Origin of the sequence: Vreelandella profundi (assembly GCF_019722725.1) — a bacterium.
Lineage (GTDB): Bacteria > Pseudomonadota > Gammaproteobacteria > Pseudomonadales > Halomonadaceae > Vreelandella > Vreelandella profundi.
In genome coordinates this window covers 2,678,619-2,691,053 of sequence record NZ_CP077941.1, presented here as the reverse complement: position 1 = coordinate 2,691,053, position 12,435 = coordinate 2,678,619, and the positions used below count along the sequence as shown (strand labels likewise).

Genomic DNA, 12,435 nt, shown 5'->3' with positions numbered 1-12,435 from the left:
GTTTAAGTAAAGCGTAGCCCGCCACATAAAGGAATGTTTCATGACGATGCGACCCAGCCCTATTGCCGCCACCGTTGATTTTGATGCCGATGGCGTGCAGCACGGTTTTTTAAAGCTGCCGATCTCTACCGATGAGTCGGCCTGGGGTGCGGTGATGATCCCCATCACTGTGGTGAAAAATGGCGAAGGTCCGACGGCGCTGCTGACCGGCGGCAACCACGGCGATGAGTACGAAGGCATTACCTCGCTGCTGAAGCTCTCTTCATCGTTACAGGCGCAAGACGTAACGGGGCGCGTGATTATCGTTCCGTGTATGAACACGCCCGCGGTGATGGCGGGTAAGCGCACATCCCCGATGGATAAGGGTAATCTTAACCGCAGCTTTCCCGGCGACCCTAACGGCAGCGTGACGCCGCAAATTGCTGACTACTTCACGCGCGTGCTTGTACCGATGGCCGACGTCGTGCTTGACCTGCATTCCGGCGGCCGCACACTGGATATTCTGCCGTTTGGCGCCTCTCACGTGCTGGATAATAAGGCGCAGCAGCAGTCCGCTTTGGAAGGCGCAAAAGCCTTTGGCGCCCTCTACGCCATGGTGATGTTTGAGCTGGATGCGGAAAAACTTTTCGACACCGCCTGCGAGCGACAAGGCAAAGTGTTTGTGGCCACGGAGCTAGGCGGCGGCGGTACCTCTACGCCCCTAAGCATTGCGATTGCCGAGCGCGGCGTGCGTAATTTCTTAATCCACTATGGTTTGGTAGAGGGCGAGGTTGAGATGCCGGCAGAAGGGCAGATCTATCTGGATATGCCTGATGCTAGCTGCTACGTACAGAGCCAGCACTCCGGCGTGTTAGAGCTGTTGGCCGCATTAGGGGATGACGTTAAGAAAGGTCAAACGATTGCTTACGTATACGATATGACTCGCAGCGGCACTGAGCCGGTTGCTTACAAAGCGGAGCGTGACGGTATCTTGATGGCACGCCGTGCGCCTTCGTTAATCAATATGGGGGACACCCTGGCGGTGATTGCCGATGTTGTTGAACGCCTGGAGGCGTAACGCTCGGCATGATGAAACTTGACCGTTTTGATCTAAAAATTCTCGATATTCTCTCCCGCGACGGGCGAATCACAAAGTCGAAGCTGGCCGAGGCGATTAATCTCTCGATCAGCCCCTGCTGGGAACGCGTAAAGCGCCTTGAGAAGGCTGGCATTATTGAAGGCTACAGCGCACGTATCAATAGCGAGGTGCAGGGGCCTCGCAACCCGGTATGGGTGCAGATCGAATTGAAACAGCATAACGCTGAGAGCTTTGCCCGCTTTGAAGCGCTGGTAATGGAGACGCCCGACGTCACGGAATGCGTGGCGGTCGGGGGCGGTGTGGATTACTTAGTGAAGTTTGAAGCCCGAACCATCGATAGCTACCAGCGGCTGATGGATAAGTGGCTAGTCTCCGAAGCCGGTATCGAACGCTACTTTACGTACATTGTGACCAAAACCGTTAAGCACGCCCCTATTGGAATTGATACTGACGGTGTCATTTAATAAAACCGCTTAATGTGTATTGTGAGCCACCAAAAAAAACCACTGTTAAGCGCCCGCTGACAAAAAAAGTCACGTGATAAGCCCTGGTTTTCAAAAACACTTCGCGGCTACTCTCCTTTAATCTGTATGCATTCGATGGCAAGGCTTATAAGCGCTTGCTAAAAATGCCACACAGCTATTGCAGCGCTCGGTTAGCCAGGCTGCATGAGGAGAGGTTTCCATGACCACACTATCGACCACGCTTGCCAAGCGTCTGGAAGATCCGCGGCTGTTTCGGCAGTACGCCTATGTGAACGGTAAATGGACCCACGGCGAAGGCGGTCGGGAAGAAGCGGTGTATGACCCTGCTACCAATGACATTATTGGCCATATCCCATTGCTTGAAGCCGAGCAGATTACGGCCGCTGTTGATGCTGCGGACGCTGCTTTCGTGCAGTGGCGGGCGCTACGTGCCGATGAGCGCTGCGAGCGTTTGCTAGCTTGGTATGATCTGATTCAAGCCAATCGTGAAGACCTTGCCACCATCATGACGCTGGAGCAGGGCAAGCCTTTGCCCGATGCTCGCGGTGAGGTGGAGTACGGCGCAAGCTTTGTGCGCTGGTTCGCTGAAGAGGGCAAGCGCACCTACGGTGAAACCATTCCTAGCCATATTCCTAATGCATCGTTGGGCACTATTAAGGAGCCTGTCGGCATCGTGGCGATGATTACTCCCTGGAATTTTCCGCTGGCGATGATTACGCGTAAAGCCGCGGCGGCGCTGGCGGCCGGCTGCCCTGTGATCGTCAAACCTGCCAATGAAACGCCGTTCTCGGCCCTGGCGTTGGCGGAGCTTGCTGAGCGCGCGGGGATTCCGGCCGGCATTTTTAACGTCGTACTGGGTGATCCTGCGGAAGTCTCGAAAATCCTCTGCGCCGAGTCACGTATTCGGGCACTCTCATTCACCGGTTCCACTCGAGTAGGGCGGCTGTTGATCGAGCAGAGTGCTCACACCGTTAAGCGGCTTTCTTTGGAGCTGGGTGGCAACGCGCCGTTTATCGTGGGTCCGGATATGGACCCAAAGCAGGCTGCCTACGCGGCGATTGATGCCAAGTTCCAAACGGCAGGCCAGGACTGTTTAGCGGCCAATCGCATTCTGGTGCATGAGTCGATCCATGACGAGTTCGTCGAACAGTTCGCTCAGCGCATGGCGGCACTCACCGTGGGCAATGGCCTGCACGGCGAGATAGATCTTGGCCCGCTGATTCATCGCCAGGCGGTGGAAAAAGCCGCTGCGATTGTTGACGACGCTGTGTCTAAAGGCGCCACCATGATCGGCGGTGATCAAAGCAAAGCGCCCGGCGAAAACTTCTTTATGCCGGTACTGTTAACCGGCGTCACGGCGAAGATGAAGGTGTGGCGGGAAGAAAACTTTGCCCCCGTGGCAGGCATTACCGCCTACAGCACGGACGATGAAGTCATTGAGATGGCCAACGACACTGAGTACGGGCTTGCCGCCTATGTCTACACCCATGATATCCGCCGTATATGGAAGCTGATGCGGGCGCTGGAGTACGGCATGGTCAGCGTTAATTCAGTAAAAATGACCGGCCCGCCGGTGCCCTTTGGCGGCGTAAAACAGTCAGGCCTAGGGCGCGAAGGTGGCGCCACGGGTATCGATGAATATCTGGAAACGAAATATTACTGCCTGGGCGCGCTGGGTTCAGTGTCTGGCAGCTAGTCACCAAGTTGAAACTAATTTAAAACATCCTCCCCGTCATGCGGGGAGGCCTACCGTATAGAGAGAACGCTATGAGCTTGCATCAGGATTTAATCGAACGCGATCGTAAAGTTACCTTCCACGCCTCTACCCACCTGCGTGATTTCGCTCACGGTGATTTGCCGGGCCGTGTGATTACCGGCGGTAAAGGCATCAATATTGTCGATAAAGATGGCCGCGAGTTTATCGACGGCTTTGCGGGCCTCTACTGCGTGAACATTGGCTATGGGCGCACCGAAGTTGCCGAAGCGATCTATAAGCAGGCTTTAGAGCTCTCTTACTATCACACCTACGTGGGCCACTCTAACGAGCCGCAGATCGAGCTTTCCGAGCGCATTATTAAAATCGCGGGCATGAACATGTCCAAGGTTTACTACGGCATGTCCGGAAGCGATGCCAACGAAACCCAGCTTAAAATTGTCCGTTACTACAACAACGTATTGGGCCGCCCGCAGAAGAAAAAAGTCATCTCGCGGATGCGTGGCTACCATGGTTCGGGTATCGCATCGGGTTCGTTGACCGGCCTGAAGGCGTTTCATGATCACTTCGATCTGCCGATTGATACAATTCGACACACCGAAGCGCCGCATTACTACCTGCGCGCCGCCGAACAGCACGGCATGACGGAGCTAGAGTTTTCAGCCTACTGTGCTGACAAGCTAGAAGCGATGATTCTGGAAGAAGGCCCGAATACCGTCGCCGCCTTTATCGGCGAGCCGGTACTGGGCACTGGGGGCATTGTGCCGCCGCCGGAAGGCTATTGGGATGCGATTCAAACCGTGCTGAATAAGTACGACGTGCTGTTGATTGCCGATGAAGTGGTGTGTGGCTTTGGCCGCACGGGCTCTGACTTTGGCAGCCATCACTACAATATGAAGCCGGATCTCGTCACCATCGCTAAGGGCTTGACCAGCGCCTATCAACCGCTTTCCGGAGTGATTGTCGGTGAAAAAGTGTGGCAAGTGCTTGAGCAAGGCACCGGCGAATACGGCCCTATCGGCCACGGCTGGACCTACTCGGGCCATGCGCTAGGCTGTGCAGCGGCACTTGCCAACCTGGATATCATCGAGCGTGAGAATTTGGTGGGTAACGCCGCTGAAACCGGTGCTTATTTTCAGCAGCAGCTAAAAGCTAACTTTGAAGGCCACCCCTTGCTGGGTGACGTGCGTGGCGTTGGTCTAATGGCGGCGCTTGAGTTCTCGCCGGATGCTGGCCAGCGTCTGCATTTCGAGCCAGCGCTCAAAGTTGGCCCTCGCGTTGCCGCTGCAGCCATGGAAGAGAACCTGATAGCGCGGGCGATGCCGCAAGGGGATATTCTCGGCTTTGCACCGCCGCTCACCATTAACCGTGGCGAAGTAGACGAGATGATTGGTCGTGCCAAGCGCGCCATCGACCGCGTTACCGATGAGCTTACGCGCTCGGGTGATCTTAAAACCGGCAAGCAAGAAGCTGCGTTTACAGTTTAATGATTGATAGCGTTTTACATACGAACAGTGCCCGCTTTATAAAGCGGGCACTGTTGTCTCTTGCTTAAGCGTCTAGCGTTAGAAGCGTAGGCTGACGCCTACACGTACATCACGACCAGGGTCGGATAGACCCACAATACCTTCATAGCCGGCAATATGTTCGTAGCTAGCGTTGCTGGCATGATCTAAATACTGCTTATCAAACAAGTTGTTGGCGGTGAGTGTGATCGCAAGATCTTCATTGCTGGTGGGTAGCCAGCGGACGTAGGCGTCATGGATCCCATAACCTGGTTTGCTGATAGTGCCTACGGAGGTTTCTAGTGCATCGATACCTTCGACGAACTGGCCTCGCCAGCCTACTTGCCAGTCAGGGTTAATTTGATAATCCACGTTCGCCGTCCAGGTATCGCCAATGGTATTGCCTAGCCCGTTGTATTCGTAAACCGTGAGTGGCTGACCGTTTATCTCGATATCGTTATGATGGAAGCTAAGTCCTGCCGACAGTGCTTGCCATTGATAGTGAGCGCTTAGCAAAAAGCCTTCAGATTTTAGATCGCCAACGTTTTGATATACGGTTGGGCGGCCCAACGGGTCGGCAATCACGTCTTCAATGGTCGAATGGTAGAGCTCCGCGCTCAGCAGCCAGGGGCCCTGCTCAAACTGTGCACCAATTTCGCTATTGCGGGCCTGCTCGCCACGTAAATCGAGTGCATTGCTTGCGCCTTCTAGCTTAAAGGCATCGTGGGCTTTCGGACCACGGAAAGCTCTAGCGTGACCTGCCGTTAGCATAATGCTATCGGTGACGTCCCACTCGACGTCAATGTTAGGGCTTACATCGTCTTCTCGGTAGGAAAGGCCGCTGTTATCGGTCAGCCTGTAGCGATCATAGCGCGCGCCAGCGCTGAGTCGTAAGACGTCAGTGAGGTCAATGCTGTCTTGCACAAATACACCGGCAATACCGCCACTTTCGCGTTCTTGCGCGGGGTTTTCCTCGTTGCCAGCGTTCACTTCGTCGTCGCGGTAGTCAACGCCGTAAGTAATTTGATGTGCGCCTAGACGGGAAGTATTAGCGACCGTAACGCCAGTGGTTTCAGACTCACCAAAGTAACGTCCCCAGCGGTCGGCTACGTTTTGCTCCACCTCTGCGGTGGTGTGATAAAGCGTGGCTTCAAGGTCAAGCCACGATTGATTCTGAGGGCGTAGCCGGTAGTTCAAGGTGGTCGTTTGGCGCTCGGCATCTAATGTATACAGGCGGTTAAAATCGCTTACCGTCCACTGTGGGCGCTGGGCGCGTGTTCCTTCATCCTGGCGCACTTCATGGCTTAGCGAAAAACGCTGGGCATCAAAGTCACCCAGCAGCTTAAGTTGGCCAAGCTGCTGTTGGGCATCGGTACCTGCTTGGGCAACGCCGTTGCCGTCTTCGAAACGTTGCTGATCGCGTTTCACCAGAGTGCCCATGGCGCTCCACTGATCATTGATACGACCGAACAGCGTGGTGCTTACTCGGTAGCCTTCTGGGTTGGTGCCCGTGCCCGTTGAGATTAATCCACCAAAACGCTCTCCATCGCGAAGAAGGTCATCTGGATCCTTCGTAACAAAGCGTACGCTGCCGCCTAATGCACCGGGACCTTCTGTAGCGCGACCCGCGCCTGAGCTTACTTCTACACGTTTTAGCAGGGCAGGATCAACGCCTAGCCGTCCAGTGTGGTGAAACAGGCTACCGCTTTGCGAGGCACCATCAATCGTGACATTCAGTAAGGGGTCTTCGACGCCACGTACATAAAGTTTTTGGGCTATGCCTAGCGCCCCACCGACATTGACCTGCGGATCTTGATCAAAAATATCACCAAGATCATCGGCTTGGTAACGCTCAAGAGTTTCCTCCTCGACTACGCTATCGCTGTTATTGAGAGACTCGGCTATTACCTGAAGGGTGTCTAACGGCGCACTGGATTGGGCCAGGACGGTTGTGCTCATTAGCGTAGCAATGCTGATGCTCAGCGGTTGGCGTAAAAAACGGGCGGCGTGGTGCAAGGTATGTTGCATAGTAGATTGGAAGCTCCCATGAGATATTTTTCTATTTGATTATTATTCTCGTTTGAAAACTTGTTTCTGACTACTAGTTTTACAATTGTTACAAATGGCGATGATCCCCTATGCCAGTGGGTAGCGTAATAGTGTGCTGAAGCCCTCCGTGCATATGGTTGCCAGTGATGATCTCGCCTCGTACTGCGCTAATTTGCCGGCGGGCAAGCGCTAGACCTAATCCGGTACCTTCAGGGCGCACCTGCCGAGCATCCGCCGAGCGATAAAAGGGTACAAACAGGCGGTCAAGCAGCTCTTCTGGTACGCCAGGGCCGTTATCGCGCAGTATGAGCGTATACGTTTTTACTTGTTGGCTAAGTGATAGATAAAGCGTTCCTGCTGAGCCCGAGTAATGACATGCGTTGCGCAGTAGGTTTTCCAGCGCTTGACCGAGTGCTCGCTGGCTGGAATGGGCAATGCTGGCATTCTCCGGTAGAGCAAGTTCCCACTGATGGTGGGGGTACTCAAAACGAACGTCGTCAATGAGTGCATCAATTAGGTCAACGAGATCAAAGGCATCGCTGTCGAGAGTAGGTGATGTGTGGCTTAGCCAAGCCAGGGTAAGCGCGTCGTTGACCAAACGACTCATCTGCAGGCTTTCTTGTTCCAATCGCGCTAATTGATCAGGTGGGGAGCGGGATGCTTTCATCTGACTGATCGAGAGGCTCAAGCGTGTTAATGGGGCACGTATTTCATGGGAAAGGTCAGTAAGCAGCTGTTTCTGGCTAGCAATCGTATCCCTGGTTTTCAGCGCCATGCCATCAAAACTGGCCACTAGATCACCTAGCTCATCATCACGTCGTGCTGCGCTCGGCGTTAGGTGCGGCCTGCCATCGGCCAATGCTTGGGTGGCGTCTCGTAAGTAATGCAGAGGGGCGATAATATGGCGATAAAGCAGCCAGCCGATAGCCAGTAGCGTGAGCAGGGGGATCAGGCCGTTGACCAGCCAGATTATCTTGTTTAAATGACTGCCGGGTCGCATCCGCTGGGGAAGGGTGATTAAAAAGTGCCGGTGACCGCCAGCAAAGGTGATATCCATAATCGGATTGGCGGGAAAATACAGGTGTATAGGCCACTCGATCATCCGCCCCAAGCGATAGCCTTCTTGAAACTGTGTGGATAATGTACTGCCGGCAATCGGCGTAACATCGGAAGTAACTACCGCTGCCCACGTATTTTCTTGTTGCTGTAATTCTTCCAGCCAATCGGCCAATGCTTGGCTATCGCCCGCAGAGTAAAGTGCTTCCGCCTGGGTGCCCCATCCACTAAGAGTGCGCTGATGCTGGGCTGCTATGACGCTCATCTGGCGCTCAGCCCACTTCTCAAGCAGCGACGTGCTGAGCACGAGGGCTATGCCTCCTAATACGACTAAACCACAAAGTCGCCACATTAATCGCTGGCGCTTCATTGCAAGCAGTATCCCTTGCCGTGCTGGGTGCGTAAGCGCAAGGCGTCAAAACCAACGACGCTTAGCTTGCGACGAATGCGACTGACGTGCATATCTAAGCTACGGTCATACAGACTGTATTCACGCTGAAAGAGCGTATGGTAAAGATATGATTTGCTTAATATTTGGCCGCGATGGCTAACCAGTATCCATAGCAGGCGAAATTGTAAGGGCGTTAGTTCAACGGGTTGGTCAGACACTGTGATTTCCGCGGTAACACTATTCAGTGAAAGGGAATCAAGTATTAGCTGCGTGGTGTGAATAGGAGCAAAGAGCAGATAGGCTGTGCGCCGAAGTAAGGCTTCGATACGTAGCAATAATTCTAGCGAATTAAAGGGTTTGGCTAAGTAGTCGTCTGCGCCGTTTTGTAATCCACTAATGCGCTCTTCCTCGGCACCGCGCGCGCTTAATATAATACCGGTAATGCTGCTTGTTGGCGCAGTTCAGCGAGGACTGAAAGGCCATCCATACCCGGTAAGTGCACATCCAGTAACAGTAAATGCACCGCGTGGCCGCTGCGAATGAAAGCAAGGCCGCTTTCACCGTCTAAGTGATGCGTTGTACGGTAACCTTGCTGTCTTAAAAGGCTGCTTAGTTGTTCGCCCAAGATGGGGTCGTCATCAATGAGCAAGATGTGCGGTATAGGTGAGTTCATATCAAGCGATATTGATCAGTGTTTAAACGTTAATAATAATCGTTTTGTTTTGCATTGGAAAGTGTCCCACTCGTTTCTAATGGATAATTGACGCGTTAATTTGAGGTTTCTGCGCATCACACTACGCTTATGTACAGTGATCAATGCCCCGTCAATGGAGTATAGAACCATGCAACCAGTTTTGGCTTTTGATGTGTACGGAACGCTGATCGATACTCAAGGGGTCGTCGCTGAGCTAGAAGAGCGCCTGATGGATGCGACGAAGGCAGTGGAATTTGCTCGCCGCTGGCGCGATAAACAGCTTGAATACAGCTTTCGACATGGCTTGATGGGTGCCTACGTGCCGTTCTCCGAATGTACGCGCGAAGCGCTAGTGTTCGTTGATCGTGCGCTGCATACCGGCCTTTCTGACAATGACCACGATCATCTCATGGCCGTCTATGGAGAGTTGCCCGCTTTCGACGATGTAGTGCCAGCGCTGGATCAACTTCGCGATGCGGGCATCCGCTGCGTGGCGTTTTCGAACGGCACCGCAGACGCCGTGTCCAAACTGCTGACCCGCGCGGGCGTTGAGAGCCATATGGATGATGTCATTAGTGCCGATGAGGTGAAGCGCTTTAAGCCCGACCCCGCCGTGTATTCGCATTTGCGTAGCCGCTTAGAAACGAGGCCCGAGCAAACGTGGCTGGTTTCCAGCAATCCGTTTGACGTGATTGGGGCCACCCATGCGGGGTTACGCAGTGCCTGGGTCCGCCGCAGCTCTGATGCGCCTTTCGATCCATGGGGCATAGAGCCCGATATGACGGTCACTGATTTAGAAGCACTGGCTGATCGTTTAATTAAATAGTTAAGGAGACGTTATGCGTTTTTCGATCATGTTTGGTATGGCAGCAGTGTGTGGTCTGTTAAGTCAGCCGGTATTTGCTACAAGTGAAAATGGTATAGAGCACGTGATGAGTGAGTCTAGTTTCGACACGGTGATTGAGCAGCTTAATGCCGCCCTGGATGAAAAAGGCTTGAGCCTAATGGCAACGGTGGATCATGCCAAAAACGCGGCTAATAATGATTTAGAATTGGCACCTACCTCTACGTTTATATTTGGCAATCCAAACGCGGGCACTCCCATGATGCAGTGCCAAGGCAGCGTCGCGCTGGATCTGCCGCAAAAAATGGTCGTTCGTGAAACGGAAGAAGGTATACGTTTAGAGTGGAACGATCCGCACTATTTGGCTGAGCGGCATGGCTTAGAGGAGTGCGATCTACCGCTAGATAATGTGGCCGATGTGCTGCGGGAGATAGCGGAAAGCGCAGCACAGTAATCTCGCCGTATGCTGCCATGTGGCTGTCAACTAGGCACACGGCAGCGCATAATGATGCGCGCTTAACTATTAAGGATACGAACATGTCAGAGAAAATTTACTGCGTTGCTGGCTTCAGGCCTAAGCCGGGCAAAGAAGAAGCGGTATTTAAAGCGCTTCAGTCACTAGAGCCGAACGCGCACCGTGAAGACGCCTGCATTCACTACACGGTGACCCGTCAGATCGATAATCCCTTCGCTCAAGGCACTGGCTACCCGATTGTTTTTCATGAAATCTGGGCCAGCCGTGAAGAGTTTGAAGCCCACTGCCAGCGTAAAGAAGTTCAAGATTTCTTTGCTAAGCACGTTGAATCGCCGGATGGCGATATTGAAGATGCTAACGTGTGTGTCTACACCGATGAACCCTTGAATTTTGACGCACCGAAAGTGTAATTCTAGCGTTTAGATTAGGCCTAACAGCAACGCTGAAAAGGAGCCAAGATGACTGAGAAAAAGATGAACGTCGAGAGCTTTAACCTGGATCACACCAAGGTGAAAGCCCCGTATGTGCGACTAGCGGATATCAAAGAAGGCCAGAACGGCGACCGCATCCACAAATACGATTTACGGATCTGCCAGCCTAATAAAGAGCATATGGAGATGCCCGCGCTGCACTCTCTTGAGCACTTAATGGCAGAGTTATCACGCAATCACACTGATAAAGTGGTCGATATCAGCCCCATGGGCTGCCAAACCGGCTTTTACATCGCGATGATTAATCATGACGATTACGACGGCGTGCTGGCCATCATCGAACAAACATTGAACGATGTGCTCGTCGCTACCGACGTCCCCGCCTGCAACGAAATGCAGTGTGGCTGGGCCGCCAGCCATAGCTTAGAAGGTGCCCAGGAGCTTGCGCGCAACCTGCTGGCCAAGCGCAGCGAATGGACCGAAGTGTTTGCTTGATCAGCGGCTGATCATGCAAACCGAGCGCCTTCCTTGCGGAGGCGTTTTTCTTGCTTACGCACGGCGGAGTACCTGCTGTTTAAATAATCGTTGACTTCCTAATATGTTGGTCTTATAAACGCCAGACAACCCCTCACTTTAGGCCCCCATGTTCCTCCTGATCTCGATTGCCACGCTTTCGATTGCCCTCTCTTTTCTGTGTTCTATCCTCGAAGCAGCGCTGCTCTCTATTACGCCAAGCTATATTGCAAAGCTAAAAGAAGAGAAGCCAAAGTTACACGCCTCACTGACGAAGCTTAAAACCAATATTGATCGGCCTCTGGCGGCTATTTTGACGCTCAATACGATTGCCCATACCGTGGGTGCAACGGCGGTGGGTGCTCAGGCGGCAATTGTGTTTGGTGAATCGTCTATCGCTATTGTCTCGGCGGTGATGACGATGCTGATTTTGATTCTCTCGGAAATTATTCCCAAGACTATCGGTGCAACGTACTGGCGCGGTTTATCCCCGTTTCTGCCACGCTTACTGAAGCCGATGATTTTGGGGCTGCTACCTTTTATTTGGATGTCAGAGCAGATCACGCGACGGTTAGGTAAGTCTGAGCACGACGTTGATTTGCGCGATGAAATTAAAGTGCTGGCCCGGGTGGGTCTTGAAGAAAAGGTACTGGATGCGGACGAGTCGCGCACCATTATTAATGTGCTTAACTTGCACGATATTGTTGTAAACAAGGCCATGACCCCGCGCACGGTGTGCCAAACGGTGCCGCCGAACATGACGGTTGAAGTGTTTGACGAGCAGTATGGTAAAGCGCCATTTACACGTTTCCCGGTGATGGATAACGGCGAGCAGGCGTTTGGCTATGTGCATAAATCAGACATGTATCATGCCGATGACGCTAAAACCATGCGTGAACTGATGCACCCGATTGGCAGCGTGGATGTATCGCAGAACGTAGAGCAAGTATTTACATCAATGTTGAAAGATCACCTGCACATGCGCGTGGTCTACGATGAGCACGGTACTTTTGTAGGCTTGATAACCTTAGAGGATATTATTGAAACGATCCTAGGCCGGGACATTGTGGATGAGACCGACCACGTCGATAACCTGCGCCAGTACGCCAAGCAGCGCTGGCTAAAACGCATTAAAACTGAAGATAAAAGTAAAAAATAGCTAAATAAACAGATATTTAAGTGTGTGGTGTTTTTAATGAC

General features: G+C 52.9%; 13 protein-coding genes. 9 read left to right on the top strand and 4 right to left on the bottom strand.

Going from position 1 to position 12,435, the window contains the following annotated elements; all coding sequences use genetic code 11:
* The first annotated feature begins 40 nt into the window (after positions 1-40).
* From doeB to KUO20_RS12310, 4 genes are all read left to right on the top strand, one after another.
* On the top strand, positions 41-1,057 hold the full coding sequence (gene doeB / locus KUO20_RS12325) for a N(2)-acetyl-L-2,4-diaminobutanoate deacetylase DoeB (RefSeq protein WP_235040149.1): 1,017 nt from the start codon (positions 41-43) through the stop codon (positions 1,055-1,057).
* Positions 1,058-1,065: 8 nt separating this feature from the next.
* Positions 1,066-1,542: an Lrp/AsnC family transcriptional regulator gene (locus tag KUO20_RS12320; protein ID WP_235040148.1), complete on the top strand. Its 477-nt coding sequence runs from the start codon at positions 1,066-1,068 to the stop codon at positions 1,540-1,542.
* 220 nt (positions 1,543-1,762) lie between these two features.
* A complete protein-coding gene (locus KUO20_RS12315) occupies positions 1,763-3,259 on the top strand; it encodes an NAD-dependent succinate-semialdehyde dehydrogenase (protein WP_235040147.1) in 1,497 nt (498 codons plus the stop codon).
* 71 nt (positions 3,260-3,330) lie between these two features.
* On the top strand, positions 3,331-4,764 hold the full coding sequence (locus KUO20_RS12310; RefSeq protein WP_235040146.1) for an aspartate aminotransferase family protein: 1,434 nt from the start codon (positions 3,331-3,333) through the stop codon (positions 4,762-4,764).
* 78 nt (positions 4,765-4,842) lie between these two features.
* Here the strand turns inward: KUO20_RS12310 and KUO20_RS12305 are convergent, their stop codons facing one another.
* From KUO20_RS12305 to KUO20_RS12290, 4 genes are all read right to left on the bottom strand, one after another.
* Entirely contained in the window at positions 4,843-6,810 is a 1,968-nt protein-coding gene (locus KUO20_RS12305; protein WP_235040145.1) for a TonB-dependent receptor domain-containing protein, read from the bottom strand.
* An 88-nt stretch (positions 6,811-6,898) separates the two neighbouring features.
* Positions 6,899-8,194 (bottom strand): sensor histidine kinase, encoded by a 1,296-nt coding sequence (locus KUO20_RS12300; protein ID WP_235040144.1) that lies wholly within the window; start codon positions 8,192-8,194, stop codon positions 6,899-6,901.
* Positions 8,195-8,253: 59 nt separating this feature from the next.
* On the bottom strand, positions 8,254-8,496 hold the full coding sequence (locus KUO20_RS12295) for a winged helix-turn-helix domain-containing protein (RefSeq protein ID WP_235040143.1): 243 nt from the start codon (positions 8,494-8,496) through the stop codon (positions 8,254-8,256).
* A gap of 206 nt (positions 8,497-8,702) precedes the next feature.
* Positions 8,703-8,951, bottom strand: a complete 249-nt coding sequence (locus KUO20_RS12290) for a response regulator (RefSeq protein WP_235040142.1) — start codon at positions 8,949-8,951, stop codon at positions 8,703-8,705.
* Between the two features lie 169 nt (positions 8,952-9,120).
* On the opposite strand from KUO20_RS12290, the gene KUO20_RS12285 reads away from it, so the two are divergent.
* The 5 genes from KUO20_RS12285 (at position 9,121) to KUO20_RS12265 (ending at position 12,394) form a co-directional block, all read left to right on the top strand.
* Complete coding sequence (locus KUO20_RS12285) at positions 9,121-9,798, top strand: haloacid dehalogenase type II (RefSeq protein WP_235040141.1); 678 nt, start codon at positions 9,121-9,123, stop codon at positions 9,796-9,798.
* A 13-nt stretch (positions 9,799-9,811) separates the two neighbouring features.
* Complete coding sequence (locus KUO20_RS12280) at positions 9,812-10,270, top strand: DUF302 domain-containing protein (RefSeq protein WP_235040140.1); 459 nt, start codon at positions 9,812-9,814, stop codon at positions 10,268-10,270.
* Positions 10,271-10,353: 83 nt separating this feature from the next.
* Positions 10,354-10,701: a putative quinol monooxygenase gene (locus tag KUO20_RS12275; protein ID WP_235040139.1), complete on the top strand. Its 348-nt coding sequence runs from the start codon at positions 10,354-10,356 to the stop codon at positions 10,699-10,701.
* A 48-nt stretch (positions 10,702-10,749) separates the two neighbouring features.
* A complete protein-coding gene (locus KUO20_RS12270; protein WP_096278431.1) occupies positions 10,750-11,217 on the top strand; it encodes an S-ribosylhomocysteine lyase in 468 nt (155 codons plus the stop codon).
* A gap of 148 nt (positions 11,218-11,365) precedes the next feature.
* A complete protein-coding gene (locus tag KUO20_RS12265) occupies positions 11,366-12,394 on the top strand; it encodes a CNNM domain-containing protein (protein WP_235040138.1) in 1,029 nt (342 codons plus the stop codon).
* The last annotated feature ends 41 nt before the right edge of the window (positions 12,395-12,435 follow it).